Below are 26,719 nucleotides of genomic sequence, written 5' to 3'. Positions count from 1 at the left end.
CCATGCAACGCGGTTGCAACGGACGTGTTGCAAGTGGTCTGTGGCGTTTCAGATATTGCCAATGAGGAATATGAAAAAACCCCGGGAAACTGGTTTATGATCTGACAGCACCATGATGCTTGTGAGAATTTTTGCCCAGGCACATGTTTATCTCGTCCTTAACCGTCCATGGTGTCCATGAACCGCGTACCGACCAGTCCCGATTTCATCGCCGATGCCTTGCAGTTGATCGCCTTGCCGGCCTGCGCCTGCGATGCCTGCGGCATGGTGGTGGCGGCGAATGGCGCGTTGCAATCCTTGCTGGGCACGGATATAGCGGGCCGGCTGCTGGCCGACTGTTTTACGGACGCCTACCGCGCGTCGAGCACGAGCATGCTGCGCGGCGCGCTCGGTGCGGCCGGGCGCGAGCGGCAGTGGGACAGCAGTCTGCAAGGGGTATCTGGCGCTATCGCCGTGCAGGTCTGGTCGAGGCCGCTGCTGGTGGACGACGGCTTGCCGGGCGCGACCCTCGTGTTTGCCGACATCCGCGTGCAGCAGCGCGACCAGCAAGCCTTGCGCAAGTCCATGCTCGAGCAGCAGGCCATCCTGGAAAGCGCGGCCGTCGGCATCATCTTTTCCAAGGGCGGCTTTATCGAGGAGTGCAATATCCGCGCCGCCGAGATGCTCGGCTATGCGCGCCACCAGCTGACGGGCATGCCGGGCGCGGTGCTGTACCGCTCCGCCGAGCATTGCCGCCCCCTGGGACTGGAAGCGGCGCCGCTGCTCTCGAAGGGCAAGCCATACCGCACGGAGCTGGAATTGCGGCGCCAGGATGGCAGCTTGTTCTGGAGCCGTTTGCACGGGCGCGCCGTCGATCCCCTCAATACGCATGACGGCACGGTCTGGATCATCGAAGATATCAGCGACCACCGGCGCGATGAAGACCAGTTGCGCCGCGCCATGCTGGAAATGCAGGCCGTGATGGACAACGCGCCGCTGGCCATCGGCTTCCAGCGCGACAAGGGCGTGCTGCGCTACAACCGGCGCTTCGCCGAATGCTTCGGCTTCGATGGCGACAGCGGCGTGGGCCTGGCCGTCGCCGACCTGTATCCGTCGCGCGCGGCGTACGAGAGCGTCGTGCGGCAAGCCGCTCCCCTGCTGCGGCGCGGCCTGCCGTTCCAGGGCGAGATGGAAATGCGCCGCCGCGATGGCTCCACGTTCTGGGCGCTGGCCTACGGCTATGTGCTGAACCCGGAAAACCAGTCCGACCGCGCGCTGCGCGACACGATCTGGCTGTTCGACGACCGCAGCGCGCAGAAGGCGGCCGAGGAGGCGACGCGCCAGCTGATGCTCGAGCAGCAGGCAATCCTCGACAATGCCTCCGTCGGCATCCTGTTTTCGCGTTCGCGCCTGATCCTGCGCTGTAATCCCCGCTTCGCCGAAATGTTCGGCTATACGCAGGACGAGATGATCGGCCTGCCCGCCGCCGAGCTGTTTCCCTCGCCCGCCGCCTACGAGCAGTTTGGCGTGCAAACCACGCCGCTGCTGGGACAGGGTTTGCCTTACGAGCAGGACGAATCGCTGTTCCGCCGCCGCGACGGCAGCCTGTTCTGGTGCCGCATCCGCGCCAAGGCCGTCGATCAGACGCACAGCGAGCAGGGCGCCATCTGGATCCTCGAAGACATCACGGCCAGCCGCCAGGCGCAGATGGAAGTGGCGGCCATCATGACGAATGCCTCGGTCAGCATCCTGTACACGAAGAACCGCCAGATCACGCGCTATAACCTGGGCTTTGCCGCGATGTTCGGCTACAGCGGCGACGAGGCGCTGGGCTTGCCCGGGCGCGCGCTGTACGTGTCGCAGCAGTCCTACGATTTGCTGGGCGCGGCCGCGTTTCCCTTCCTGTCCGTCGGCAAGCCGTTCCAGACGGAAGTGGAGATGATGCGCCGCGACGGCAGCACGCTGTGGGCGCAACTGATCGCCTATGTCGTCAATCCGGACGACCCGGCCGCCGGTACCATCTGGATCATCGAGGACCGCACGGAAGCCAAGCGCGCCGAAGAATCCCTGCGCAACGCGCTGCTGGAAAACCAGGCCATCCTCGACAGCGCCGTGCTGGGCATCTCGGTGATAGAGGGCGGCTACAATTTGCGCGCCAACAGCAAGATGGAAGAGCTGTTCGGCTATGGCCCGGGCGAGATCAACGGCCTGTCGGTGCAGGCCCTGTATCCGGACGTGGCCGCGTGGAAGGTGGCGCGCGGCGAGACGGCGCGCGATTTCGAGGCGGGCAGGGTCCACATGTCGGAATACCAGCTGGTGCGCAAGGATGGCAGCCGCTTCTGGGCGCGCCTGTCCGGCCGGCCGTTCGACCTGGCGCATGCGCATGGCCGTTCCGTGTGGCTGGTCGACGACGTGACGGCGCGCCGCGAGGCGGCCGAGGCGGTGCGCCGCGCGCGCGACGAACTGGAATTGCGCGTGCAGGAACGCACGGCCGAACTGGCCGGCGCCAACCTGCTGCTGCAGGGCGAGATCGCCGAGCGGCGCCAGGCCGAGGCGCGCGTGCACCACATGGCTTACCACGACAACCTGACGGGCTTGCCGAACCGCGCGCTGCTGTCGGACCGGCTGGAACGGGCCATGCTGGCCTCGCAGCGCTCGGGGCGCAAGCTGGCCGTGATGTTCATCGACCTCGACCGCTTCAAGACGATCAACGATTCGCTCGGCCACATGACGGGCGACTTGCTGCTCAAGGAAGTGGCCGCCCGGCTGTGCGGCGCCGTGCGCGCCAGCGACACGGTGGCGCGCCTCGGCGGCGACGAATTCGTCGTGCTGGTGCCGGGCATCCGCGGCGGCGACGAAGCGGCGCGCGTGGCCGAAAAGATCATCGAAGCGCTCACGCCAGCCTTTCCGCTCGACGGCCATGTGCTGCACGTGACGCCATCGATCGGCATCTGCGTGTATCCGGACGATGGCGGCGACGTCGACGCCCTGATGCGCCATGCCGATGCGGCCATGTATCACGCCAAGGGCAATGGCCGCAACAACTACCAGTTCTTCACGCAGACGATGAACCAGGCGGCGGCCCTGCATTTTGATCTGGAAAGCAGCTTGCGCACGGCGCTGGCGCTGCAGCAGTTCGAGCTGGTTTACCAGCCGATCATCGATATCGCCACGCGCCGCCTGCACGGCATGGAAGTGCTGCTGCGCTGGCGCCGTCCGGGCCACGGCCTGGTGCTGCCGGACCGCTTCATTCCCATCATGGAGGAAAACGGCTTGATCGTGCCCGTGGGCGAGTGGGTGATGCGCCAGGCGTGCGAGCAAAGCATGGCCTGGCAGCGCATGGGCTTGCAGCCCGTTCCGCTGGCGGTGAACCTGTCGCCGCGCCAGTTCATGCACAAGGGCCTGGTGGCGGCGATTGGCGCCGTGGTGCGGGAAACGGGCATCGATCCGGCGCTGCTGGAATTCGAGATCACCGAGACGGCGCTGATGCAGCACGGCGAGCATACGCTGGAGATTCTGCGGCAGATCAATGGCATGGGCCTGCGCCTGTCGATCGACGATTTCGGCACCGGCTATTCCAGCCTCGCTTACCTGAAGCGCTTCCCCGTGAAGAAGGTCAAGATCGACCGCGCCTTCATCAAGGACCTCGAGCACAGCGCGGAAGACCGCGCCATCGTGGCGGCCATCATCGCGCTGGCCGACAGCCTGCAATTGTCGGCCGTGGCCGAAGGGGTGGAAACGGAAGAACAGTTCGCGCTGCTGCAGGCGAACGGCTGCCGCTATGCGCAGGGCTATCTGTTTTCCGCGCCGGTTCCAGCGGCCAATGCGCAATCGCTGCTGGAACGTCTTCCTGCTTAGTCGATCGTCGCGATGACGGGTGCATGATCGGACGGCTGTTGCCAGTTGCAAGTGGTCCCCTGTCGATGATGCCCGTATCGGTCAGTCGATAGTGGCAACGACTGGCGCATGGTCGGACGGCTGTTCCCACTTGCGGGGCACGCGGTCGATCACGCAAGCCTTGCAGCGGCCAGCCAGGGCGGGCGAGAGCAAAATATGGTCGATGCGCAGGCCCTTGTTCAGGCGGAAGCCCAGCTGGCGGTAATCCCACCAGCTGAACGATTTGTCCGCCTGTTCGAACAGGCGGAAAGCGTCCGTCAGGCCGATGTCGAACAGGCGCTGCAGGGCGGCGCGTTCCTTGTCCGAGACCAGTACCTGGCCAGCCCAGGCGACAGGGTCGTGCACGTCGCGGTCGTCGGGCGCGATATTGTAGTCGCCGACGACGGCCAGCTGCGGGTGCTGCAGCGCTTCTTCGGCCAGCCAGTCGTGCAGGGCGGACAGCCAGCCCAGCTTGTATTCGTATTTGTCCGAGTCGACGCTCTGGCCGTTCGGCACGTAGGCGCAAACGACGCGCACCCCGCCGATGGTGGCGGCCAGGATGCGCTGCTGCGCATCTTCATAGCGGGGGTTGTTCTTGACCACGTCGGTGATCGGCAGCTTCGACAGGATGGCCACGCCGTTGTAGGTTTTCTGGCCGCTGAAGACCACCTGGTAGCCGGCCGCCTCGATCTCGGCGACGGGGAACTTGTCATCCGTGAGCTTGGTTTCTTGCAAGCACAGTATGTCGACCGGGTTGTCGGTCAGCCATTGCAGCACTTGCGGCAGGCGCACTTTGAGCGAGTTGACGTTCCAGGTGGCGAGTTTCATGGGAAAAATCCTTGCTTGAATAGGTGGCGATAGGCGCGAATCTTACCGCATGCGTGTCGATGGCGTCCTGCCCGGCTTACCGGGCATGGGCTTTATTTACTAGCAGGAAAAAAGGAGTGCCAATAAAGTATTTGTATTTAACCAATCGTGGCGCATGAATATTATGTTTTTGTGTATCATTGATCAACCCCTATGTTTGATTTGGCATAAGTGGCTGGCGTGGCAGGCTGCGTCTCGCTGTTTAGCGCGACAAAGGTGTAAAGTTTCTCGCTAAAACGCAATAAAAACTACTAAAATGGCACAATGTAACAACTGTGTCATACGGCTTTGTTACAGCCCAGTTAAGAACCGAACAGGAAGCAGTTGTAATTAGTTGTAATTGCTATTCCGATTACATGACCACTGTGCCGGGGACGGAGTGTCAATTCCATCCCTGGCGCCGCCAGACTTGTTATATAAATTGCAGTACTGTATCTATGAGACTGTTTTGCGACATCAATAGATGGTACTATTTTGAAATGTTGCAGTTTTAATAGTGAGACTTGCGCGTAGCATTTGCAAAGGAAGAAAATGCGAACTGCATTTGAAGCGTGGGCGCAGCGTGACGGCCACATTGTGCGGCGAAGAGAAGACAAACCGGATGAGTACCTGATTTTCGAGACCCAGCGCCGCTGGGTTATCTGGCAGGCAGCTCTGACGCATGGCAAGACGGCTGCCAAGCCGCGCGTGAGCGCGGCCGAAAAGGCGGCGAAAGCCCAGCGCGCGCTGGAAATGTCCTCCGATGAGGCGACCGTGCGCAACAAGGTGCTCAATGAGGTGCTCGACGCCTTCAGCGGCGCCGATGGCGCGGCCGGCATGGAAGGCATACTGAAAGTGATCCAGGGCCTGAAGCAGAAGCAGAAGGCGCTGGCCGACGACAAGAGCGAAGATTCAACGGCTTGAGGGGACGGCGATGCGTTATCGGCACTACAAGGGCGGCATTTACGAACTGGTGTGCGAAGCCACGCTGGAAGCGGATCTGACGCCGATGATCGTCTATCGCGCCGAGGATGGTTCCATCTGGACTCGGCCGAAAGACGTGTTCTTTCAACTGATCGAAGTCGAAGGCGTCATGGTTCAGCGTTTCGCTCCCATCAACTGATGGCCGCCCGCGTGCGTGCCCGGGATTTTCTTCATGCGTAAATTGCTGCCTGCCGCTTTGGTGCTGGGCTTTGCCTGCGCCGCGGCACATGCCGAAACCATCGGTTCGGTCGACACGGTGTTCAAGCTGATCGGCCCTGACCACAAGATCGTCGTCGAAGCGTATGACGATCCGCGTGTTGCCGGCGTCAGCTGCTATCTGTCGCGCGCCAAGACCGGGGGGCTGAAGGGTGCCGTCGGCCTGGCCGAAGACAAGGCCGATGCGTCCGTGGCTTGCCGCCAGGTGGGGCCGCTGCAATTCAAGGGCAAGCTGCCGCGCCAGGAAGAAGTGTTTACCGAGCGTGCCTCGATCTTCTTCAAGCACGTGCGCGTCGTGCGCATGGTCGACAGCAAGCGCAATGCGCTCGTCTACCTCGTGTATTCCGACCGCCTGATCGAGGGCAGTCCGAAGAACAGCGTCACCGCCGTCGCCGTGCCCGGCGACCAGCCGATTCCCGTCCGTTAAGCGAGCTACCCATGCGCATGCCATCGTCTGCAGCCCTTGCCGCCAGGACGCTGCTGCTGTTTGGCCTGGGCGGCTGCGCCACGTTGACGGGCAACACCGAGCAGATGGTGCTGGTGCAAACCATCCAGGACAACCGCGAGCTGACGGGCGCCGGCTGCATCCTCAGCAACGACGTGGGCAAGTGGTTCGTCACCACGCCCGGACGCATCACCATCCGCAAGAGCCAGGAACCATTGAAGGTCGATTGCCGCAAGCATGGCTCTCCCGCCATCGCGACGGACGACCATATCGATCCCAAGCTCAATGGCAGCGTCTGGGGCAATGTCATCCTGACCCTGGGCGTCGGCTATTTCGTCGACCGCAACACGGGCGCCGGCTTCGACTACCCGTCGATTCTGACCATCGTCATGCAAGACCCGGCGCGCCTGGCGCCTCCGCCTCCGCCCGCTGCCGTGAAACCGCCGCCCGCCGTGCCGGAAACGGTGGTGCAGCCCAAGGTGGCGCCATCGCCGTTGCCCAATCCCGTCGTCTACTGATTAATGCGCCACACATGAAAAAGCCGCCAGGGTCAGTTCAGACCGTGGCGGCTTTTTTGCCTCGTATTGCCAGCATCTGGGCGCTGCCGGCAAGGCGTCAACTTACACGCGGTTGATCAGGAACGTCGTCAAGAGTGGAACTGGACGACCGGTCGCGCCTTTTGCACCGCCCGATTTCCATGCCGTGCCGGCGATGTCCAGATGCGCCCAGGTGTACTTCTTGGTGAAGTTTTCCAGGAAGGCCGCTGCCGTCACCGAACCGCCGCCTGGCGTGCCGATGTTGGCCAAGTCGGCGAAGTTCGACTTCAGCTGCTCGTTGTACGCCTCTTCGATCGGCATGCGCCATGCCGTGTCGCTCGACTGCTTGCCCGCTGCCAGCAATTCATTGGCCAGCTGGTCATGCGCCGCATCGCTGCGCGTAAACAGGCCGCTGTTGTGGTGGCCCAGGGCCACGACGCAAGCGCCCGTCAGGGTGGCGATATCGACGACGGCTGCCGGCTTGAAGCGTTCGGCGTAGGTCAGCGCGTCGCACAGCACCAGACGGCCTTCGGCATCCGTGTTCAGCACTTCGATGGTCAGGCCGTTCATGGAGGTGACGATGTCGCCCGGCTTGGTGGCGCGGCCCGACGGCATGTTTTCGCACGCGGCGATGACGCCGATGACGTTCAGCTTCAGGTTCATTTCGCCGATGGCGCGGAAGGTGCCCAGCACCGAAGCGGCGCCGCACATGTCGTACTTCATTTCATCCATGCCAGGACCGGCCTTGATCGAAATGCCGCCCGTGTCGAAGGTGATGCCTTTGCCGACGAGGACCACTGGCGCATCCTTGGCCTTGCCGCCCATGTGCTTCAGGACGATGAATTTCGGCGGCTGTTCGCTGCCGTTGGTGACGGACAGGAAGCTGCCCATCTTCAGCGCTTCGAGCTGTTTGCGGTCCAGCACTTCGACTTCGAACTTGTAATCCTTGGCCAGCTGCTTGGCCGTGTTGGCCAGGTAGGTCGGGTTGGCGATGTTCGCAGGCAGGTCGCCCAGGTTACGCGTCAGGTCGGAACCGTTGGCGATGGCGATGGCTTGCGTCAGCGCGCCGCGCGTGGCGCTTGTCGCTGGCGCTGCCAGGACGATCTTGCGCACGCCTGCAGGCGCCGGATCTTTTTTGCTTTTTTGCGAGTCGCAGCGGTATTCGCTGTCGTGGGCGGCTTGCACCACGCAACGGATTGCCCAATTTACGTCGCGCTCTTTCACTTCAGCCAGTGGTAATGCGATAATGGCGTCCGCAGCGCCCAGCGAGCCGAAGGCCTTCAGTGCGGCTTGTACGCCGGTTGTGAAGCTTTTTTCGCTGACAGTATCATCGCTGCCCATGCCTACCAGCAGAACACGTTCGGCGGCGACGCCATCGACTGCGCGCAGCAGCAAGGTGCTGCCAGGCTTGCCGCTGATGTCGCCGGACTTCAGCGCAGCCGAAATCGCACCCTTGCTGTCCAGCGATTTTGCCGCTGGCGACAGTTTTTTGTTTTCGAATACCGCAACCGCGATGCATCCGCTTTTGGCCGTGCCGAGGGTGCTCTTGGTATCGAATGCTTTTATGCTAAAGTCCATTTGGTTCTCCGTTTTCATTTACTAGTAACGTGTTACTCAACTAACTGACCCGAATTATAAACTCCGAATGATCTTTCAACGCGCCCTTCGACGTGAATTGGCTAGTGCCGCCGGGGCCACCTTCACAGTTTTGTTCAGCATCCTGCTCACCTGGATGCTGATCGGTATTCTCGGCAAGGCGGCGGGCGGCAAGATCGCGTCGTCCGACGTCATGTCGCTGATGGTTTTTTCCGCCCTGATGCAGCTGCCCACCATCATCATCCTCACCGGATTCATTTCGGTGCTGATGGTCGTCACCCGCAGCTACAAGGAGTCGGAGATGGTGGTGTGGTTCGCCTCCGGTCTGAGCCTGTCGCGCTGGATATGGCCCGTGCTCAGCTTCGGCTTGCCGCTGGTGCTGGCCACCGGCGTCTTGAGCCTGTACGCCACGCCATGGGCGCAAAAGAAAAGCGATGAATATGTGGCGCGCTTTGAAAAGCGCGAGGACCTGCAGAAAGTCACGCCGGGCCAGTTCCGCGAATCGGCCGGCAGCAACCGTATCTTCTTTGTCGAGGGCGTCAGCGGCGAGAAGAACGTGGTGCAGAACGTCTTCGTCAATACCGTCGATGAAAAAGGCAGCGCCGTCGTCGTCGTCGCCAGGGAAGGCGTGATCAATACCGACGCCAAGGGCGAACGCTTCCTCGTGCTCAAGAGCGGCCGCCGCTACCAGGGCGTGCCGACGCAGGCGGACTTCCAGACCATGGAATTCGAACAGTACATCATGCGCATCGAGAGCAAGCAGCAGGAGATGGGCGCGGACCTGGGCGTGCGCGCCATGAGCACCATGGCGCTGGTCGAGGCGAACAACCAGTTCACCATGGCCGAATTGCTGTGGCGGGTCAGCGCGCCCCTGATCGGCCTGATGCTGATCCTGCTGGCCATTCCGCTGGGCTTTGTCAATCCGCGCGCCGGCAGCTCGACCAATCTGATCATCGCGCTGCTGATTTTCTTTACGTACAGCAACCTGATCAAGGTCATCGAAGCGAGCGTGAAACAAGGTCGCATGACCTTCGGCCTGGCCTGGTGGCCGCTGCACCTGCTGGCGGCGCTGGCCGTGGTGGTGCTGTTTGCGTGGCGCCTGAATGTGAACCACCGCTATCATCCGCTGGTCCTGCTGGCGGCTTTCAAGCGCGCACGCCGCGCCGGAAATACAAGTAAAGCGGCACCGAAATGAAGATTTTACAGCGCTATTTTGCGGTCTCGATATTCCAGGCGGTGCTGTTCGTGCTGCTGGCCTTTTTGGCACTGCAAGCCTTCATCGACCTGACGGGCGAGCTGCCCAAGGTGGGCCGCAACGGCTACACCATCCAGTATGCCTTCCTGTATGTGCTGGTGCTGGTGCCGGGGCACGTGTACGAGGTGATGCCCATCGCGGCGCTGATCGGCACCATCTACACGATGGCGCAGTTTGCCGCCAGTTCCGAATTCACCATCATGCGCGCTTCGAGCATGTCGACGGCGATGGCGGCCGGTTTCCTGTTCCGCATCGGTATCGTCTTCGTCGTCATCACCTTCATCTTCGGCGAGTTGATCACGCCGCGCACGGAGCCGCTGGCCGAGCGCCTCAAGCTGACCTCGCGCGGTGCGGCCGTGTCGAGCGAGTTTCGCTCGGGCCTGTGGACCAAGGACATGGTCAAGAGCGATGGCTTGACGGGCACCGTCACCGGTTCGCGCTTTTTCAATGTGGGCGAAGCGCGTCCGGATGGCCAGCTGAAAAACGTCAAGCTGTATGAATTCGACACCGATATGCGCTTGCGCACCCTGACCGTGGCCAAGGGCGCGACGTATCAGGGCAATAATATCTGGCGCCTGACCGATGTGACGGAAACCTCGTTCTCGAACAGCGCGGCCACCGCGCCAGGCTTCGAGCCGAAGCTGGCGAACTACTATGGGCAGGAAACGAGCCTGGTGCGCACGGTGCAAAGCGCCAGCAAGGACATGACGTCGGAAGTGACGCCGAAGATCCTGACGGTGTCGGCCTCCGATCCCGAGCGCATGTCGGCCAGCGAACTGGCCGTGTATACGCGCCACCTGGCCGAGAACAAGCAGGAAACGGAGCGTTTCCGCATCGCCTTCTGGAAAAAGCTGATCGATCCGCTGGCCATTTTCGTGCTGATGGCGCTGGCGCTGCCGTTCGCCTACATGCATACGCGCAGCGGCGGCATCAGCCTGAAGATCTTCATCGGCATCATGATCGGCGTGAGCTTCATGCTGGTCAACACCCTGTTCTCGCATCTTGGGCTGCTCAGCACCTGGCCTGCCTTCCTGACGGCGGTGGCGCCGAGCGCCCTGTATCTGCTGCTGGCGCTGGGCGCCCTGTGGTGGGTGGAGCGGCACTGATGGAGACGAACGTGAAACAGGCACTGATCTTGTTTGCCCATGGCGCGCGCGCCGCATCGTGGGCCGCGCCCTTCGAGCGCCTGCGCGACCTGACACAGGCGCGCATGCCCGGTACCGGCGTGCACCTGGCTTTCCTGGAACTGATGACGCCACGCCTGCCCGAACTGGTGGCGACCCTGCTGGCCGAGCTGCCCGCCGGCGCCATCCTGGACGTCACCGTGGTGCCCGTGTTCCTGGGGCAGGGCGGGCATGTGCTGCGCGACCTGCCGCTGCTGCTGGAGGAACTGCGCCAGCAGCATCCGGCACTGCGCCTGAAGGTGGTCGAGGCGGTCGGCGAGAACGCCAGTGTGCTGGCCGCCATCGCCGATTACTGCGTGGCGGCGCCAGGCTCCAGCTCTATCCCTTGAGCGGTATCGACATCGTCTACCTGTGGGTAGACGGCGCCGATCCCGCCTGGCGCGCGCGCCGGCAGCACGCCTATGCCGCCTGGGCGCGGGCGCATCCGGGCCAGCTGGCCCTGCACGGCAACGTGGCGGGGCGCTACCGCGACAACGGCGAACTGCGCTACAACCTGCGCGCGCTCGAGCGTTTCTTCCCAGGCCACGGCCATATCTACCTGCTGACGGACCGGCAAGTGCCCCACTGGCTGCGCGCCTCACCGCGCCTGACGGTGATCGACCATGCGAGCCTGATGCCCGGCGCATCGCTGCCCGTGTTCGACTCTGGCCATATCGAATCGTATCTGCACCATATTCCGGGCCTGTCCGAACGCTTCCTGTATCTGAACGACGACGTATTTTTTGGCGCGCCGTTCGAGCCCGCGTTCTGGTTCGGGGAGGAAGGGGAGGGGCGTTTGAGTGTGTTCACGGAGAGTGCGCCGCACGATGACGTGCAGGACTTGCGCGCCGATGTGGCCGCGCCCGTCAATTGCGCTGCCTTGTCGCGGCAATGGCTGTCGGCGCAGTACCCCGAATACCTGCATGAACCGCGCCTGTATGCGCATGCGCCGCGGCCCATGCTGAAAAGCGCGCTGCATGCACTGGAAGGGCTGGCGCCGGCCATGTTTGCCGGCGTGCGCGCGACGGTGTTCCGCTCGTGGCAGGTGCCGGCATTGCTGCCCGATCTGGTGCCGCGCTGGATGGTGCATCAGGGATTCGCGCGCTCGCGCATGCTCGACCCGCTGCATATCGCCAGCGGCGATGTGGCGGCGCCGCGCCAGCTCGAGGAGCTGGCCGCGCGATTCGGCAGCTTGCCGTTTTTCTGCATCAACGATACCTGCGACGAGGCCGAGGACGACGACCCGCGCCTGCTGCGCGTGGCCGCTGCCTTGCAGCGGCTGCTGCCGCTGCCATCCTCATTTGAAGGCGGTTAAGCCGATTTCTTCTTCGGCGCCAGGCTGATGCGGGCGGCGGCCGTGCTGTCGGACAGCGAAGCGAGGAACAGCAGCAGATAGGCGCCCAGTTCGAAGACTTCCTCGCCCAGCAGCGCGTAGGCGTCGGGCATGCCATGGAAGACCTTCTTGTCGAAGGGCCAGCCGGCGGCCATCAGCAAGCCGCCGATGGCCGTCAGGATGGTGATGCGCATGCTGAAAATCAGGCCCGCATGGGCAAACACCTTGCGCGCGCGCGGCGCGAAGAAGATCAGCAAGCGTATCAGGATCAGCAACTCCACCACGCGCAGGGCTTTTTCCAGCTGCGCCCAGAAGGGCGCCGTGCCGAACTGGTCGATATCGAGTTCGCGCAGCAGGAAGCCGAACAGCAGCGCGCACAGGCCTGCATGCATGAGAAAGCGCAAGGACTGGCGGTCAGTCTCTTGCCAGGCGCGCACGCCGTGCACGGTGCAAGCGAGAGCCAGGAACAGCGCCTGCAGCCATTCCAGCAAATGGTTTTCGTCGTCGATATTCGGGAACACCGTCCACAGGGCGATGGAGGCGAGCATGCTTAACAGCACAGCGCTGGCGACGCCGACATTGCTGCGGCTGAGCGAAGTCAGGGCTTCGCGCATGGAGTTGAAATTCATCTGTGATCGTAAGGCTAAAGTTGCGCGGCGCGGTATTGCAGCCTGCGGGCGCAGCTTTTTTCGGGGAGATTGCCAGGGCTCCCGTCAGCCGGGAGGCCGCATGGCAAGCGCTATGGCGGGGTGAAGCGTGAGTTTATTGCTATCACACAACAACTTCTCGAGAAAAGATGCGTGAGCATCGTATCATGTTTCCCCGGAAGACGTCGGTTACTGACTTTAAAGTCGGTAAAATACGCTGTGTTTATTCAAGCATGGCGCGCCAGAATGGCGGCCGTTTCTTCGATGGCCTGGTGCGTACGTGCGGCCATGGCGTCGCCCAGCATCACCAGCACGGGGCCGTGGTTGTCGCCCAGACCATGCGCCAGGGCGCTCAGCGTCAGGCGCACGATGCGCTGGTCCGGGCGGCTGCAGTTTTCAATCACCACCACCGGGGTGTCGGCACGGCGGCCCTGAGCCAGCAGGCGCTGGGCCGTGGCGATGGCTTCGCGGCCGCCCATGTATTGCACCAGGGTGTCACAGTCGGGGATGCGCGTCTGGTCCGGTTCGCCCGGCGCTGTGCTGGAAGTAAAGAAGGCCACGCTGCGCGACACGCCCCGTTTGGTCAGCGGCTGCTGTGTGGCGGCAGCGGCCGCCAGGGCCGTGGTAATGCCGGGCACCACTTCGACGGCGATGCCCGCTTCTTCCAGCGCCCGCAATTCCTCGTCGGCGCGGCCGAACAGCATGGGGTCGCCCCCTTTCAGGCGCACGACGACGGCGTGCTTGCGCGCGTTGTCGACCAGTTGCTTGTTGATGAAGGCCTGCGCCGTCGACAACTGGCCGCAGCGCTTGCCGACCAGAATCTTTTGCGCCTGCGGGCACAGCTCCAGCATCTCTTCGGTGACCAGTGCGTCGTGCAGCACGACGTCCGCCTGTGCCAGCAGGCGCGCGCCGCGCAAGGTCATCAGGTCTTGCGCGCCGGGCCCGGCGCCGATCAGGTAGACCTTGCCGGGGAGAGATGGGGAGCTGTTCATGTGGCTGCCTTTCCTGGACGATACGGGATTAGAGCCGAACCATGCCGGCCGCGACGGTCTGGTGGGTGACTTCATCGATCAGGATGAAGGCGCCGGTGGCGCGGATATCGGCATACGCGTCGGCCGCCAGCGCTTGCTGCACGTTCAGGCTGATGCGGGCGATGTCGTTGAGCTTCAAGCCTTCGGCCGGATAGCGCTGCTGCGTATTGATGTCGAGGATCGATTCGATCGCCGTCACCTTGGCCGCCGTCTGCTTGGTGCCGTGCTTGATCCAGTACTTGCGGCGCAAGTCGAGCGCGTCTTCCGACAGCCAGCACACGTCGGCCACCACTTGTTTCAGCAGGGTGGCAGGGCGCTCGCTGCTCGCCAGCAAGTCGCCGCGCGAGATATCGAGGTATTCATTGAGCAGCAGGGTCACGGACTGGCCCACCACGGCGTTGCTCAGCGAGCCGTCCAGGGTGACGATATCCTTGACGGTTGCCGTCTGGCCCGATGGCTGCACCACGAGGGTGTCGCCGATGCTGACCTTGCCCGCTTCGATGCGGCCCATGTAGCCGCGGAAGTCGTTTGCTTCGTGGCCGTTGTGGCGCGCCACCAGCTGCACCGGGAAGCGGAAGGGCGTGTCGTGCGATTCGTCGTAGACGGACAGCGATTCGAGCAGCTCGATCAAGGTCGGGCCAGTGTACCAGCCCAGCTTGTCGCCGCGCTCGACGACGTTGTCGCCGGTGAGTGCCGACAGCGGGATCGGCGTGATGTCCTTCAAGCCCAGCGACTGGGCGAATTCGCGGTAGGCGGCCACGATGCGGTTGTACACCGTTTCATCGTAGTCGACGAGGTCCATCTTGTTGACGGCCACGACCACGTGTTCGATCTGCAGCAAATGGGCAATCGTCGAGTGGCGCTTGGTCTGGATCAGCAATTCCACGCTGCCGTCGTCGCCCAGTTTCACTTTCGACACGTCGATCAGGATGATGACGGCATCGGCGGTGGAGGCGCCCGTTACCATGTTGCGCGTGTATTGCTCGTGGCCCGGCGTGTCGGCGATGATGAATTTGCGTTTCGGCGTGGCAAAGTAACGGTATGCCACGTCGATCGTGATGCCTTGCTCGCGTTCCGCTTCCAGGCCGTCCGTCAGCAGCGACAGGTCGACCGTGTCGCCCACCGTGCGCTTGTGCTTGGAGCGCGACATGGCGTCGAGCTGGTCGGCGAAGATGCCCTTGCTGTCGAACAGCAAACGGCCGATCAGGGTGCTCTTGCCGTCATCGACGGAACCGGCCGTGATGAAGCGCAGCATGCCGCGCTCCAGGCTGTCGGTGAGGTTGGTGTTCTGGATTGCTGCGTTCATTAGAAATACCCTGCTTTCTTGCGTTTTTCCATCGAGGCTTCGGAAGTCTGGTCATCCATGCGGGTGGCGCCCCGCTCCGTGATTTGCGTGATTGCCGTTTCGGCGATGATGGCATCGACCGTCGCCGCATCGGACGAGACAGGGCAGGTGCACGAGATATCGCCCACCGTGCGGAAGCGCACGACTTGCGTTTCGACCGTTTCGCCTTCGCGCGGCGGCGTCAGATCCGTCAGCGGCACGAGCAAGCCGTTGCGCGGGATCACCTGGCGCTCGTGCGCGAAGTAGATCGGCGGCAATTCCAGTTGCTCGCGGGCGATGTATTGCCACACGTCCAGCTCGGTCCAATTGGAGATCGGGAAGACGCGCATGTTTTCACCGGGATGGACGCGGGTGTTATACAGATCCCACAGTTCCGGACGCTGGGCTTTCGGGTCCCAGGCGCCGAATTCGTCGCGGAACGAAAAGATGCGTTCCTTGGCGCGGGCCTTTTCTTCATCGCGGCGGGCGCCGCCGATGCAGGCGTCAAATTTGTATTCGGCGATGGTTTCCAGCAAGGTGACGGCCTGGGCCGCGTTGCGCGAATCCGTTGCCGGGTTGCGCAGACGCACGGTGCCGCGCTTGATCGAGTCTTCCACGGAGCCGACGATCAGGCGCTCGCCCAGTTCCGCCACTTTTTTGTCACGGAAAGTGATGACTTCCGGGAAGTTGTGGCCCGTGTCGATGTGCACGAGGGGGAATGGAAACTTGCCTGGGCGGAAGGCTTTCTCGGCCAGGCGCAGCAGGACGACGGAATCCTTGCCGCCGGAAAACAGCAGCGCAGGGTTGGCCGATTCGGCCGCCACTTCGCGCATGATGTGGATGGCTTCCGATTCAAGGCTGTCGAGGTGACGCTGGTTCAAAATATTGCTCATATGGGTGCTTTCTTGTTCTGCTGAGTCTGTTGTGTCTGTTCAGGCTGCCACGGATTTGATACGTATCAATTTGCCGTCCACCATGTGCAGGCCGCATTCCTTCGAATCCGGGTTTTCCCACCACCAGCGTCCGGCGCGTACATCTTCGCCCGGCTGCACGGCGCGCGTGCACGGTTCGCAGCCGATCGACGGGTAGCCCTGGTCGTGCAACGCGTTGTACGGCACGTCGTTGGCGCGGATGTAGGCCCACACGTCTTCTTCCGACCAGTCTGCCAGCGGATTGAATTTCGTCATCGCGTGGGCCGCGTCGTCTTCCTGCACGTGCAATTCGGCGCGCGTGGTGGACTGCGCGCGGCGCTGTCCCGTGACCCAGGCCTTGTTGCCGGCCAGGGCGCGGCCCAGCGGCTCGACCTTGCGGATGCGGCAGCATTCGCGGCGCATCTCGACACTGTTATAGAAGGCGTTCAGGCCATTTTGTTCCACGTAGGCAGCCACGGCTTCCGGTTGAGGGCGGTACAAGGTGATGTCGTGGTCGTAACGGGTCTTGACCTTGTCGAGCACGGCCAGGGTTTCCTGGTGCAGCCGGCCTGTTTCCAGGGAGAAGATGCCGATGGGCAGCTTCGCCTTGAGTATCATGTCGGTCAGCACCATGTCTTCGGCTGCCAGGCTAGAGGCGAACACGGCCGGCGAAAAGTCCGCGGCGATACGTGTCAGCGTTTGCTCGGTGGCGTCAATTAAAGTAGAGAGGTCGCTCATGGCTCGCTTTCTCAGATGCCGGCCGCGTTGTCGAGGTCAGGATTCTGGCCTTCGCGCTGGTGGCGGCGGAACAGCGGCGACTTTTGATCCCACGACGCCTGGTAGGTTTCCGAGAACACAGACAAACCTTTCAGGGCGTCATGGATGCTGCGGTCGGGGCGTGTCGCATACGCGTCAAAGCCGACCCGGTGCATCGAGAACAACTGGTCGCGCAGCACGTCGCCAATCGCGCGCAATTCACCCTGGAAACCGAGGCGGGCACGCAGGTTGAACGCGATGGAATAGCCGCGGCCATCCGTGAATTTCGGGAAGTCCACGCCGATGACGGGCAGTTGCGACACGTCGGCGGCCAGTTCTTCCGGGCGCTCGTCGCTGGCCAGCCACACGCCGATGTCGGGCAGGCGGGCCGCCAGGGTTTCGCGCTGGGCTTGCCATACGAGCAGCGGCACGATGACCTTGCCGGCTGGCACGACGACCGTTTCCGGCGTGTCGTTTTCATCGAGGCGCAGCAAGCCCCAGGTATTCGGCACCACGGCGGCGTTCTTGATGATTTCTTCGCGTACTTCAAACATATTCGTCTTCTCCCACCAGGTTGCCGACGGTGATCGGCGTTGCATATACGTGTTCCTTGAACGGCGCCAGGCCCAGGCGCCGGGCCGTGTCGACGAAGCGCTCGCCTTCGTGGCGGTCGCGCACGTAGACGTGCAGCAGGCGGCCGATGACTTCAGGCATCTGCAGGGAAGAGAACGATGGTCCGATGATCTTGCCGATGGCCGCGTTGTTGCCTTGCGCGCCGCCTATCGACACTTGATACCATTCGCTGCCATCCTTGTCGACGCCGAGGATGCCGATGCTGCCCACGTGATGGTGGCCACAGGCATTGATGCAGCCGGAAATATTCAGTTCGATCTCGCCGATGTCATGCTGGAAGTCGATGCTGTCGAAACGTTCCGCGATGGCCGCCGCGATCGGCAGGGACTTGGCGTTGGCCAGCGAGCAGAAGTCGCCACCAGGGCAGCAGATCATGTCGGTCAGCAAGCCGATGTTCGGCGTGGCCAGACCATGCGCCTTGGCTTCCTGCCACAGCGTGAACAGTTTCGACTGTTCCACGTCGGCCAGCACGAGGTTTTGCTCGTGCGTCACGCGCAGTTCGCCAAAGCTGTAGCGGTCGGCCAGATCGGCCACGAAATCGATCTGCTCGGCCGTCGCGTCGCCCGGCGGCACGCCCGTTTTCTTCAGGGACAGCACCACGGCCACGTAGCCGGGGCGCTGGTGCGGCTTGACGTTGCGCGCCAGCCAGTTCACATAGGCCTTGTTGTCCGCGTGTTCCGCTTTGTAGTCGAGTTCCGGCAGGGCCTGGTAGGCGGGCGGATTGAAGAAGTCCGCCACGCGCTGCATTTCCTCGGCCGTCAGGGTTTCCGGACCATCCTTCAAGTCGACCCACTCGGCTTCCACCTGGCGCGTGAATTCTTCGACGCCGATGGCTTTCAGCAAAATCTTGATGCGCGCCTTGTATTTGTTGTCGCGGCGGCCGTGCAAGTTGTACACGCGCATGATCGCCTGGATATACGTCAGCAAATGCTGCCACGGCAGGAAGTCGCGCACGACACTGCCCAAAATCGGCGTGCGGCCCATGCCGCCGCCGGCCATGACCTTGAAGCCCACTTCGCCGGCCGCGTTGCGCACGGCCGTCAAGCCGATGTCATGCACGGCGATGGCGGCGCGGTCTTCCTCGGCGCCATTGATGGCGACCTTGAATTTACGCGGCAGGGCGATGAACTCGGGGTGGAAGGTGCTCCACTGGCGCAATACTTCCGCGTACGGGCGCGGATCGATGATTTCATCGGCGGCGACGCCGGCGAACGGGTCCGATGTTGTATTACGGATACAGTTGCCGGACGTTTGGATCGCGTGCATTTCCACGGAAGCGAGGTCCGTCAGGATATCGGGAGTTTGCTCCAGCTCGATCCAGTTGAACTGGATGTTCTGGCGCGTCGTGAAGTGGCCGTAGCCGCGGTCGTACTTGCGCGCGATGTGGGCGAACATGCGCATCTGCTTGGCCGACAGCAAGCCGTACGGGACGGCAATGCGCAGCATGTAGGCGTGGCGTTGCATGTACAGGCCGTTTTGCAGGCGCAGCGGAATGAATTCCTCTTCCGTCAGTTCATTGGCGATACGGCGCGCAACCTGGTCTCGGTACTGGGCGATGCGTTCTTTGATGATGAGGTGGTCGTACTGATCGTAATGGTACATATCAATTCCTAAAAAAGCCGGGGTGCTGGAAGATTGCCTGGGATTATGTTCTTGATACTGCTCTTGTCACTTGTTCGGTAATTAATAGATTAGCTTCACTGCCACGCCGGTCAAGGTCATCGCCAGCAGCACTCTTAAAAACTTTTCCGGCACGGAGCGGGCGACCCAGGAACCGAGCGTGATGCCGGGCAGGGAGCCGACCAGCAAGGAGGCCAGCAATTCCCAGTGGATGGAGCCGAGCCACCAGTGGCCCAGGGCGGCGATGGCCGTCAGGGGCACGGCATAGGCGATATCGGTGCCCGCCACTTCGGCCGAGCTCATGCGTGGATACAGCATCACCAGCAGTGTGGCGCCGATGGCGCCGGCGCCGATGGACGAGACCGTCACCAGCACGCCCAGCACGGCGCCGGCAATAATGGTTGCAGCGGCAAGCTTGTTGCCTTGTAATTGTTTCTCGGGGTGCGCATTGATCCAGGCCAGCATGCGGCCCTTGAAAATCAGTGCCACGACGGTCAGCAGCACGGAGCCGGCGATCGAGTAGCGGATGATCTGGCCGATTTCCGGCGACAGGGTACCGAACGATTTGAGCGCCAGGGTCGCGATGACGGCGGCGGGCAGGGCGCCGATGCACAGGCGCTTGACGATATCCCAGCGGATGGTGCCGCGCAGGCGGTGCGTCAGGGTGCCGGCGCTCTTGGTGATCGAGGCGAACGCGAGGTCCGTGCCCACGGCCACGGAAGGCGGCACGCCAAACAGCAGGGTTAACAGCGGCGTCATCAGCGAGCCACCGCCCACGCCGGTCATTCCTACGAGTAATCCTACGGCAAATCCTGAGACTATATAAGACAAAGTCATGCTTGCACCCCCAAAGTACCCGCAATAGTAATAAACTTAGTGTTTATTCCAAACTACTAAGTACGCATTTGCTTATATGCGATATGCGTATATGCATGAACGCAAAATCATGGGTGGGGCGGAAACTCGGCAAATCACGGCAATCTAGGGCAAACCAGCAATGAATCTCCATCAACTGCGCTTCGTGCGCGAAGCGGTCCGGCAGAATTACAACCTGACGGACGCCGCCAAGGCCTTGTTTACGTCGCAACCGGGTGTATCGAAAGCCATCATCGAGCTGGAGGAAGAGCTGGGCGTGGATATTTTCACCCGCCATGGCAAGCGCATCCGCGGCTTGACGGAGCCGGGCCGCCTGGTGCTGGAGTCGGTCGAGCTGATCATGCAGGAAATCGACAGCATGAAGCGCATCGGCAAGGAATTCGCGGCGCAGGACAGCGGCAGCTTTACGATTGCCACCACGCACACGCAGGCGCGCTACACCTTGCCCAAGGTCGTGCAAGCCTTCATGCTGAAGTTCCCGAAGGTAAGATTGTCTTTGCTGCAAGGCAATCCTCGCCAGATCGCCGAGATGGTGCAGCGCGACCAGGCGGACCTCGCCATCGCCACGGAATCGATCGCCGCCATCGATGGCTTGATTACCTTGCCATGCTATCAATGGGAGCACGTGGTGGTGGTGCCCGTCGACCATCCGCTGCTCAAATCGAAGTCCGTGACCCTGGAAGAAATCGCCGCTTTCCCCCTGATTACCTATGACAGCGCGTTCGCCGGACGCAACAAGATCGACCACGCTTTCGTGCTGCGCGGCCTGAAGCCGGACATCTTGCTCGAAGCCATCGATGCGGATGTGATCAAGACTTATGTCGAGTTGGGCATGGGGATTGGTATCATAGCGGGTATGGCCTTCGATGCCGAGCGCGACAAAGGCTTGCGCGCCATCCCTGTCGGCCACCTGTTCGGCATGAATGTGTCGCGCGTGGCCGTCAAGCAAGGCGCGTATTTGCGCAGCTATATCTATACCTTTATCGAGTTGCTGACACCGACCCTGAACCGCAAGCTCATCGAGCAGGCGATGAGCGGTGATAAAGAGCACTACGAACTATAAACAATGCATGAAGCCGGCCGGGCGAGTTGCCTGGCCAAGATTATTTAAGAAGAGAAGAAACAATGATTACCGATCAGCTTGCCAAATATTACGCCACCATCGCGCAGCAGTACGAGCGCGTCTATGACAAGCCCGAACGCCAGGAAGACCTGGAAGTGTTGCGCGACAAGGTCGCCGACGTGCTGGAAGGCCACACCGTGCTGGAACTGGCTTGCGGCACCGGCTACTGGACGGAAGTGGTCGCCGAGTCGGCCGACTCCGTGCTGGCCACCGATGTCAACGATGAAATGCTGGCGCTGGCCCAATCGCGCGGCTTGCCCGGTAACGTCAGTTTCGCCAAGCTCGACGCCTTCAATTTGCCCGACGATATGCTGGGCAAGTTCACGGCCGTGTTCGCCGGTTTCTGGTGGTCGCACGTCAAGCGCGAAGACCAGGATAAATACCTGAAGCAATTGCGCAGCAAGCTGGGCAAGGACATCATGCTGGTGCTGATCGACAATTCCTATGTCGACGGCAGCAGCACCGTGATCGCGCGCACCGACCTGGAAGGCAACACCCACCAGTTCCGCACGACGGACGCGGGCGAGCGCTATGAAGTACTGAAGAATTTCCCATCGGATAGCCACCTGCGCAAGAAGTTTGCCCACTCGGCCCGCGAAATCCGCATGAAGCGCCTGGAATACTACTGGCTGCTGAGCTGCCGCCTGAAGTAAGCTGTTGCCGCATGAACCGCCCTCGGGCGGTTTTTTTTCGTCTGTTGTTTTTATCTGACATGACGTTGTGCCAAAAAGCAACATCTTGTCGATGTCATATTGTTGAAGTATTTGGTGGGCATGATTCGGTTCAGCAGCTAAGCAGCACCACTCTTGTCCAACCTAATGTAGAGAATCTCAAGTGAAAAAAATTACTCTGGCAGCATTGATCATCGGCACCTTCGCAGCAGCTACGGCACAAGCACAATCGAACGTCACCGTGTACGGCCTGGTTGACCTCGGTATTGCCAAGACCACTGGCCAGCCGACGGTACAACGCGAAAACAATGCTTCGCGCCTCGGTTTCAAGGGTACGGAAGATCTGGGTGGCGGCCTGTCCGCAATTTTCAACCTGGAAAGTGAATTCCTGGCTGACACCGGCGCGCAAAAAGGCGTGTTGTTCGACCGTCAAGCCTACGTGGGCTTGAAAGGCGCTTTCGGTACCGCCATCCTGGGCCGCACCAAGAACCTGGTCGATGGCACCATCGCCCGCGTCGACCCATTCAACACCTACGGCGTGGTTGGCAAGAACAATGAAACCCTGCTGCGTTCGGGCGTCGGCACGTCGCGCGTCAACAATGCCGTGACCTACAACAGCCCAAGCTTTGACGGTTTCGTGGGCAGCCTGCAATACGTGCTGAGCGAAGTCAACAGCGCTGACGCAGGCGTGATCGGCCTGGCAACCTACGACAATGGCCCGATCAGCTTGCACGCCGGCTACGAAAAAGCCGTGCAAGCGACGGCAACGGCTGCCAAGCCTGACCTGTGGTCCATCGGTGGCGGCTATAAATTCGGCCCAGCGAAGATCACGGCGGCCTATTCGAAAGGCGACACCAAGGTTGCCACGACTGGCGAATTCAAGTCCTACCTGATCGGCCTGAACTACACGGTTGGCGGTGGCGATGCCAAAGTGTCGTACGGCAAGCAAGAGCAAAGCAACAACAAGTTCAAGGATCAGGACACCATCAAGGAATTCGGCGTTGGTTACGACTACCACCTGTCGAAGCGCACCGATGTGTACGCTTACGCTGGCCGCGAGCGCGTCAAGTCGCTGACTTCGTACCAGATCGGTCTGGCACACAAATTCTAAGCATCATTCGATGTGACGAAGCAAAGGCGCCTGCGGGCGCCTTTTTTATTGCATCGCCGCGGCGGCCGCCTCGGCATGCATGGGCAGCGAGATTTCGATGCGCGTGCCGCCCAGTTCGCTATCGGTACCGATATGGATATTGCCATTCAAGCCCCATACCCGTTCACGCATGCCCAGCAAGCCAAGTGCCGTGGCTTTTTCCAGGTCGTGTTCGGCAATGCCGCGGCCATCATCCTGGATGGTGATCGCCAGCGAGGAATCGATGCGGTGCAGGGCGATGGTGATGTGGCTGGCCTCGGCATGGCGCGCGATATTCGTCAACGCTTCCTGCACGATGCGGTAGATGGCCGTGCTGCGCGCGTCGTCGAGCACGAGGTCGGCTTCGTCGGCCAGCAAGTCGAAATGGATGGCGCGGCGCAACAGGAAGTCGTGGCGCAGTTTTTGTAGCGCAAAATACAATCCCCCTTCATCGAGCGCGCGCGGACGCAGGTTGCTAGCGATGCGCCGCAGCGAGGTGATGGCTGTCACCAGCAAGCCGTCCATGCTGTGCAGCAACGCTTGCAGGGAGGCGGTGGTGTCCGTGTGCTGGCGCACGAGGGTCAGGTCGACGCGCAAGGTGGCGAGTAATTGCCCCAAGTCATCATGCAGTTCGCGCGCGATATGCTTGCGTTCTTCTTCTCGGATGGTTTGCAGCGCGCTCGACAATTCACGCAATTGCGAAAAGGAGCGGGCCAGCTGTTCATGCATCTGCTGGCGCGCGCTGATGTCGCGCACGATGATGGTAAACACGCTCTGGCCATCTTCCTGCATGGACGAGAGCGAGCCTTCGAGGGGAAACATGGCGCCATCGCTGCGCCTTCCCGTCAAGGTGTAGTCGGTGGCGCGCCGGCCCGTCAGGCGCAGCTCCAGGCTGATGTCGTCAAACGGCGGATCGCCATCGTGCGTGCCCAGGCTGCCCAAGGTACGCAAGTCGCGCAGGATGTAGTGGCCCAGGGGCATGCCGCACATGGCGGCCGGCGTGTCGTCGAACAATCTGGCCGCCGCCGCGTTCGCATGCAGGATGATTTGCCGGCTGTCGATACTGATGATGGCGTCGCTGGCGTTGTCGATAATGGCCTGGCCGCGCGCCTGCTGTTGCCGGCGGGCTTTCAGTGGAGGAAACAGGCACAGCAAAAGCGCCGCCGCCATACCCAGCGGCAAGATGCGCAGCAGCGCGGGACTGCCTCGGTCGGGCATTGGGGTCTCCTTGCGAACGTGGGCGAAGGCAGGCAGTGCAGGAATGACGGGCGGGACTTGATATAGCCTATGCCTGCTGGCGCGGCGTGGTTTGATGTGGCGCAGAAAGGTGGCAGAAGAGAGGCATGCGCCGCGCCGGCCTGGACCGGGCGGCGGAGACTTACATTTGCTTGAACAGGTGAAGGAAGCTGCGGCTCACTTCGAGCTTGTCGGATTTGCCTTTGATGAGGACCAGGTGGCGGCCGCGGATGTCGCGCGTCACGCCTTCGATGGCATTCACGTTGACGAGGGTGGCGCGGTGGATTTGCCAGAACAGCGAAGGATCGAGCTCTTCGGCTAGATCGCGCACGGGCTTGCGGATCAGCGCCTCGTACTTGGCTGTCTGCACACACGTGTATTTCTCGTCAGAACGGAAGAACAGGATCTCTTCCACGGGAATCATGCGCAAGTCCTGGCCGATGCTGGCCTGTATCCATTGCAAATACGTGGGCTTGGCCGTGATTTTTTCCGCCAGCTGCGACAGCATGGCCGTGACGCTGCTGTTGACGTCCAGGGCCGGCTTGTTCAAGTGCGTTTTCAGGCGCTCCACCGTCACCAGCAAGCGCTCGTGCTCGGGCGGCTTGAGCACGTAATCGACGGCGCCCCGTTCGAAGGCTTCGACGGCGTGGCTGTCATAGGCCGTGACGAAGACGATATGCGTCTTGCTACCGATCACTTGCGCCGCTTCCATGCCCGTCTTGCCCGGCATGCGGATATCGAGGAAGGCAAAGTCGGGCTTGAGTTGCTCCACCAGTTCGATCGCTTCGTCGCCATTCTTGGCTTCGCCGATGATTTCCAGTTCAGGCCAGGCCTGGCCCAGGCGCAGGCGCAGCTGGTCGCGCATCAGTCTTTCGTCGTCGGCAATAATAGCGGTAGGCATAAGTCTCAAGTGTGAACGGGCGAAGATTGATTATTCAATGATTTAGCGTTTTTATCAACTACTCTGTCTTATTTGGACAATTGATAGGGCACTTCGATCACGGCGCACACGCCGGACGGTTGATTTGGCGTAATGGTCAAGCTGCCCTGGTCGCCATGCAGCAGTTTCAAACGCTCGCGGATGGTCGGTAAACCGAGGCCCGTGCCATCGCTGGGCACCACGCCAAAGCCCAGGCCGTCGTCGGTGACCGTCACGCGCAATTTGCTGTGCGCCACTTCGGCCACGATGCGCAGGGTACCGCCTTCCGGTTTGACTTCCAGGCCGTGCTTGATGGCATTTTCCACCATCGATTGCAGCATCATGGGCGGGAAGGCGGCGCTGCGCAGGCCATCGGGAATCTGGAAATCGACGGTCAGGCGTTCTTCCATGCGCATTTTCAGCAGGTTCAAATACGCTTGCACCATGTCCGCTTCACGGCCCAGGTTGGTAATAAGGGCGTTGTCGCGCATTTGCGGCAGCACGGCGCGCAGATATTGAATCAGGCTGCGCTGCATCTTGGCCGCGCGCGGCGGATCAACCTGGATCAGGTGTTCGACGGAGGCAAGCGTGTTGAACAGGAAGTGCGGCTCGACTTGCGCCTGCATCATCTGCATCTTCGCTTCGCTGAGCTGGCGCTGCATGGATTCGCGCTCGGCCGCTTCGTTTGCCGTGACGGTTTCCGCTTCCGCGCGTTTCTTGCCGCCGACCAGGGCTTTCATGGCGAACAGGGCCAACACCAGCAAGGAGACAAAGCTCTTGAACCAGGTCGAGGCTTGCTGGTGATAACGCGACACTTTTTGTTCCGCCGCATCATCGACGGCTTCTTCGATGGCATTTGACAGCTCTTCGCCGATTTGCGGCGGCAATTCAATATGGACTTCTTCGCCCGATGCATTGGTGGTCACCGGATAGCTGGGTTTGGCGGGGGCGGCCGGCGGTTCAGGCGGTGCCGGCGGCACGGCACTGGCTTGCGCGTCCGCCTCGGCGGCGTCGGCCGGATCGCTGGCTGCATCGGCCGCGCTGCTGCGCCGGTTCTTGCTGTTGCGGGGATTGAAATGAATGCCTGTATCGTCGATCAGGATATTGGTTTCACCCGAGCCCTTGCTGCTGCGTTTATGCGACTTGATGACAACTTCTTCGTCTGGGCCGGACGAGAACAGTTCATCTTGCAAAATGGAACCGGCGATCAGGGCCAGTGCCGCGAATAGGAAGAATTTCCACCAGGACAGTTGGGTGACCCAGGTCGTCGTCGCGTCGAATGCCCGTTGCAGCCAAGCGAGGATGGTTTTCAACAATTCGGGCAGGCTGGAAATCGGAAGCATGGGAGCACTTTCAAGTACAAGAGTTAATCGACGCAGCGGGCAAGTTTAACCGCTTGTTGCGTAGCGTCAGAGTCTGATGTTGCCACTGTGCCTAAAGACCACGAACTACGCCAGCCGATTGCGACAGGCTGCACAAAAAGGCGCTTGAAGTGAAGGCAAGGCTTGCTGGGCGGTGAGGGGCGGTAAATAGCGCTTGCGGGGAATGTGAGGCAGGGCTATAATTCGCCCCCTCGCTGAACGACGCATGCAAATGCCGAGTAAAGCAGAGTGA

The 26,719-nt window shown here is 61.6% G+C and carries 24 protein-coding genes and 1 pseudogene; 12 read left to right on the top strand and 13 right to left on the bottom strand.

What is annotated here, in order from left to right:
• Positions 1-177: 177 nt before the first annotated feature.
• Positions 178-3,837 (top strand): sensor domain-containing protein, encoded by a 3,660-nt coding sequence (locus V3C40_RS10330; protein ID WP_331777359.1) that lies wholly within the window; start codon positions 178-180, stop codon positions 3,835-3,837.
• Positions 3,838-3,918: 81 nt separating this feature from the next.
• Here the strand turns inward: V3C40_RS10330 and xth are convergent, their stop codons facing one another.
• A complete protein-coding gene (xth, locus tag V3C40_RS10325; protein WP_034751561.1) occupies positions 3,919-4,683 on the bottom strand; it encodes an exodeoxyribonuclease III in 765 nt (254 codons plus the stop codon).
• Positions 4,684-5,253: 570 nt separating this feature from the next.
• On the opposite strand from xth, the gene V3C40_RS10320 reads away from it, so the two are divergent.
• From V3C40_RS10320 to V3C40_RS10305, 4 genes are read left to right on the top strand one after another with little or no spacing between them, the layout of a single operon-like run.
• A complete protein-coding gene (locus V3C40_RS10320) occupies positions 5,254-5,625 on the top strand; it encodes a hypothetical protein (protein ID WP_034751548.1) in 372 nt (123 codons plus the stop codon).
• Between the two features lie 10 nt (positions 5,626-5,635).
• Positions 5,636-5,824 (top strand): DUF1653 domain-containing protein, encoded by a 189-nt coding sequence (locus V3C40_RS10315; protein WP_034751545.1) that lies wholly within the window; start codon positions 5,636-5,638, stop codon positions 5,822-5,824.
• Between the two features lie 33 nt (positions 5,825-5,857).
• Positions 5,858-6,328, top strand: a complete 471-nt coding sequence (locus V3C40_RS10310) for a CreA family protein (protein WP_034751542.1) — start codon at positions 5,858-5,860, stop codon at positions 6,326-6,328.
• Positions 6,329-6,339: 11 nt separating this feature from the next.
• Positions 6,340-6,864 (top strand): hypothetical protein, encoded by a 525-nt coding sequence (locus V3C40_RS10305; RefSeq protein ID WP_331777358.1) that lies wholly within the window; start codon positions 6,340-6,342, stop codon positions 6,862-6,864.
• A 102-nt stretch (positions 6,865-6,966) separates the two neighbouring features.
• Here V3C40_RS10305 and V3C40_RS10300 read toward each other — a convergent pair whose 3' ends face one another.
• Positions 6,967-8,460, bottom strand: a complete 1,494-nt coding sequence (locus V3C40_RS10300) for a leucyl aminopeptidase (RefSeq protein WP_331777357.1) — start codon at positions 8,458-8,460, stop codon at positions 6,967-6,969.
• A 67-nt stretch (positions 8,461-8,527) separates the two neighbouring features.
• Here V3C40_RS10300 and lptF point away from each other — a divergent pair, with 67 nt between their 5' ends.
• From lptF to V3C40_RS10280, 4 genes are read left to right on the top strand one after another with little or no spacing between them, the layout of a single operon-like run.
• Positions 8,528-9,673: an LPS export ABC transporter permease LptF gene (lptF, locus tag V3C40_RS10295; RefSeq protein ID WP_034751537.1), complete on the top strand. Its 1,146-nt coding sequence runs from the start codon at positions 8,528-8,530 to the stop codon at positions 9,671-9,673.
• Entirely contained in the window at positions 9,670-10,839 is a 1,170-nt protein-coding gene (gene lptG, locus V3C40_RS10290; RefSeq protein ID WP_034751534.1) for an LPS export ABC transporter permease LptG, read from the top strand. Before lptF ends, lptG begins: the two co-directional genes overlap by 4 nt.
• The gene (locus V3C40_RS10285; RefSeq protein ID WP_331777356.1) at positions 10,839-11,246 is read left to right on the top strand and encodes a sirohydrochlorin chelatase; all 408 of its coding nucleotides are present in this window, start codon (positions 10,839-10,841) and stop codon (positions 11,244-11,246) included. Before lptG ends, V3C40_RS10285 begins: the two co-directional genes overlap by 1 nt.
• Positions 11,243-12,211 carry a Stealth CR1 domain-containing protein gene (locus V3C40_RS10280; protein WP_331777355.1) on the top strand — a complete coding sequence of 323 codons (969 nt, stop codon included), beginning with the start codon at positions 11,243-11,245 and terminating at the stop codon, positions 12,209-12,211. Before V3C40_RS10285 ends, V3C40_RS10280 begins: the two co-directional genes overlap by 4 nt.
• Here V3C40_RS10280 and V3C40_RS10275 read toward each other — a convergent pair.
• The 8 genes and pseudogenes from V3C40_RS10275 to V3C40_RS10240 form a co-directional block, all read right to left on the bottom strand.
• Positions 12,208-12,858 carry a hypothetical protein gene (locus V3C40_RS10275; RefSeq protein ID WP_331777354.1) on the bottom strand — a complete coding sequence of 217 codons (651 nt, stop codon included), beginning with the start codon at positions 12,856-12,858 and terminating at the stop codon, positions 12,208-12,210. The two genes, V3C40_RS10280 and V3C40_RS10275, sit on opposite strands and share 4 nt — an antisense overlap.
• A 245-nt stretch (positions 12,859-13,103) precedes the next feature.
• The gene (gene cobA / locus V3C40_RS10270; protein ID WP_034751524.1) at positions 13,104-13,868 is read right to left on the bottom strand and encodes a uroporphyrinogen-III C-methyltransferase; all 765 of its coding nucleotides are present in this window, start codon (positions 13,866-13,868) and stop codon (positions 13,104-13,106) included.
• Between the two features lie 28 nt (positions 13,869-13,896).
• Positions 13,897-15,213, bottom strand: a complete 1,317-nt coding sequence (locus V3C40_RS10265) for a sulfate adenylyltransferase subunit 1 (protein ID WP_331777353.1) — start codon at positions 15,211-15,213, stop codon at positions 13,897-13,899.
• Positions 15,213-16,130 (bottom strand): annotated as a pseudogene (gene cysD / locus V3C40_RS10260) (sulfate adenylyltransferase subunit CysD); the annotation flags it as partial. The pseudogene cysD and the gene V3C40_RS10265, both read right to left, overlap by 1 nt.
• A gap of 33 nt (positions 16,131-16,163) precedes the next feature.
• Positions 16,164-16,880 carry a phosphoadenylyl-sulfate reductase gene (locus V3C40_RS10255; RefSeq protein ID WP_034751515.1) on the bottom strand — a complete coding sequence of 239 codons (717 nt, stop codon included), beginning with the start codon at positions 16,878-16,880 and terminating at the stop codon, positions 16,164-16,166.
• Positions 16,881-16,891: 11 nt separating this feature from the next.
• Entirely contained in the window at positions 16,892-17,452 is a 561-nt protein-coding gene (locus tag V3C40_RS10250; RefSeq protein ID WP_034751513.1) for a DUF934 domain-containing protein, read from the bottom strand.
• The gene (locus tag V3C40_RS10245; protein WP_331777352.1) at positions 17,445-19,133 is read right to left on the bottom strand and encodes a nitrite/sulfite reductase; all 1,689 of its coding nucleotides are present in this window, start codon (positions 19,131-19,133) and stop codon (positions 17,445-17,447) included. Before V3C40_RS10245 ends, V3C40_RS10250 begins: the two co-directional genes overlap by 8 nt.
• Before the next feature lie 81 nt (positions 19,134-19,214).
• Positions 19,215-19,988 (bottom strand): sulfite exporter TauE/SafE family protein, encoded by a 774-nt coding sequence (locus V3C40_RS10240; protein ID WP_034751508.1) that lies wholly within the window; start codon positions 19,986-19,988, stop codon positions 19,215-19,217.
• A 160-nt stretch (positions 19,989-20,148) separates the two neighbouring features.
• On the opposite strand from V3C40_RS10240, the gene V3C40_RS10235 reads away from it, so the two are divergent.
• From V3C40_RS10235 to V3C40_RS10225, 3 genes are all read left to right on the top strand, one after another.
• Positions 20,149-21,090 (top strand): CysB family HTH-type transcriptional regulator, encoded by a 942-nt coding sequence (locus V3C40_RS10235; RefSeq protein WP_034751505.1) that lies wholly within the window; start codon positions 20,149-20,151, stop codon positions 21,088-21,090.
• Between the two features lie 62 nt (positions 21,091-21,152).
• Complete coding sequence (locus V3C40_RS10230; RefSeq protein WP_331777351.1) at positions 21,153-21,803, top strand: class I SAM-dependent methyltransferase; 651 nt, start codon at positions 21,153-21,155, stop codon at positions 21,801-21,803.
• A gap of 181 nt (positions 21,804-21,984) precedes the next feature.
• Positions 21,985-22,932: a porin gene (locus tag V3C40_RS10225; RefSeq protein WP_051991189.1), complete on the top strand. Its 948-nt coding sequence runs from the start codon at positions 21,985-21,987 to the stop codon at positions 22,930-22,932.
• A 45-nt stretch (positions 22,933-22,977) separates the two neighbouring features.
• On the opposite strand, the gene V3C40_RS10220 is transcribed toward V3C40_RS10225, so the two are convergent.
• From V3C40_RS10220 to V3C40_RS10210, 3 genes are all read right to left on the bottom strand, one after another.
• Complete coding sequence (locus V3C40_RS10220) at positions 22,978-24,168, bottom strand: PAS domain-containing sensor histidine kinase (protein ID WP_034751500.1); 1,191 nt, start codon at positions 24,166-24,168, stop codon at positions 22,978-22,980.
• Between the two features lie 160 nt (positions 24,169-24,328).
• Entirely contained in the window at positions 24,329-25,087 is a 759-nt protein-coding gene (locus V3C40_RS10215; protein WP_034751497.1) for a LytR/AlgR family response regulator transcription factor, read from the bottom strand.
• Positions 25,088-25,155: 68 nt separating this feature from the next.
• A complete protein-coding gene (locus tag V3C40_RS10210) occupies positions 25,156-26,448 on the bottom strand; it encodes a sensor histidine kinase (RefSeq protein WP_072454519.1) in 1,293 nt (430 codons plus the stop codon).
• Positions 26,449-26,719 lie beyond the last annotated feature (271 nt).

The organism is Janthinobacterium sp. LS2A (genome assembly GCF_036543145.1).
Lineage (GTDB): Bacteria > Pseudomonadota > Gammaproteobacteria > Burkholderiales > Burkholderiaceae_D > Janthinobacterium > Janthinobacterium aestuarii.
This window is presented reverse-complemented; position numbering and strand designations above follow the sequence as displayed.

Excerpts from the sequence above, each read along its gene's own strand:
- V3C40_RS10300 (WP_331777357.1), bottom strand. The coding sequence starts at position 8,460 with ATGGACTTTAGCATAAAAGCATTCGATACCAAGAGCACCCTCGGCACG.
- V3C40_RS10305 (WP_331777358.1), top strand. The coding sequence starts at position 6,340 with ATGCGCATGCCATCGTCTGCAGCCCTTGCCGCCAGGACGCTGCTGCTG.
- V3C40_RS10220 (WP_034751500.1), bottom strand. The coding sequence starts at position 24,168 with ATGCCCGACCGAGGCAGTCCCGCGCTGCTGCGCATCTTGCCGCTGGGT.
- V3C40_RS10275 (WP_331777354.1), bottom strand. The coding sequence starts at position 12,858 with ATGAATTTCAACTCCATGCGCGAAGCCCTGACTTCGCTCAGCCGCAGC.
- xth (WP_034751561.1), bottom strand. The coding sequence starts at position 4,683 with ATGAAACTCGCCACCTGGAACGTCAACTCGCTCAAAGTGCGCCTGCCG.
- V3C40_RS10245 (WP_331777352.1), bottom strand. The coding sequence starts at position 19,133 with ATGTACCATTACGATCAGTACGACCACCTCATCATCAAAGAACGCATC.
- V3C40_RS10235 (WP_034751505.1), top strand. The coding sequence starts at position 20,149 with ATGAATCTCCATCAACTGCGCTTCGTGCGCGAAGCGGTCCGGCAGAAT.
- V3C40_RS10240 (WP_034751508.1), bottom strand. The coding sequence starts at position 19,988 with ATGACTTTGTCTTATATAGTCTCAGGATTTGCCGTAGGATTACTCGTA.
- V3C40_RS10330 (WP_331777359.1), top strand. The coding sequence starts at position 178 with ATGAACCGCGTACCGACCAGTCCCGATTTCATCGCCGATGCCTTGCAG.
- V3C40_RS10320 (WP_034751548.1), top strand. The coding sequence starts at position 5,254 with ATGCGAACTGCATTTGAAGCGTGGGCGCAGCGTGACGGCCACATTGTG.
- lptG (WP_034751534.1), top strand. The coding sequence starts at position 9,670 with ATGAAGATTTTACAGCGCTATTTTGCGGTCTCGATATTCCAGGCGGTG.
- V3C40_RS10250 (WP_034751513.1), bottom strand. The coding sequence starts at position 17,452 with ATGTTTGAAGTACGCGAAGAAATCATCAAGAACGCCGCCGTGGTGCCG.
- V3C40_RS10285 (WP_331777356.1), top strand. The coding sequence starts at position 10,839 with ATGGAGACGAACGTGAAACAGGCACTGATCTTGTTTGCCCATGGCGCG.
- V3C40_RS10215 (WP_034751497.1), bottom strand. The coding sequence starts at position 25,087 with ATGCCTACCGCTATTATTGCCGACGACGAAAGACTGATGCGCGACCAG.
- V3C40_RS10210 (WP_072454519.1), bottom strand. The coding sequence starts at position 26,448 with ATGCTTCCGATTTCCAGCCTGCCCGAATTGTTGAAAACCATCCTCGCT.
- V3C40_RS10265 (WP_331777353.1), bottom strand. The coding sequence starts at position 15,213 with ATGAACGCAGCAATCCAGAACACCAACCTCACCGACAGCCTGGAGCGC.
- V3C40_RS10255 (WP_034751515.1), bottom strand. The coding sequence starts at position 16,880 with ATGAGCGACCTCTCTACTTTAATTGACGCCACCGAGCAAACGCTGACA.
- V3C40_RS10230 (WP_331777351.1), top strand. The coding sequence starts at position 21,153 with ATGATTACCGATCAGCTTGCCAAATATTACGCCACCATCGCGCAGCAG.
- lptF (WP_034751537.1), top strand. The coding sequence starts at position 8,528 with ATGATCTTTCAACGCGCCCTTCGACGTGAATTGGCTAGTGCCGCCGGG.
- V3C40_RS10315 (WP_034751545.1), top strand. The coding sequence starts at position 5,636 with ATGCGTTATCGGCACTACAAGGGCGGCATTTACGAACTGGTGTGCGAA.
- V3C40_RS10310 (WP_034751542.1), top strand. The coding sequence starts at position 5,858 with ATGCGTAAATTGCTGCCTGCCGCTTTGGTGCTGGGCTTTGCCTGCGCC.
- cobA (WP_034751524.1), bottom strand. The coding sequence starts at position 13,868 with ATGAACAGCTCCCCATCTCTCCCCGGCAAGGTCTACCTGATCGGCGCC.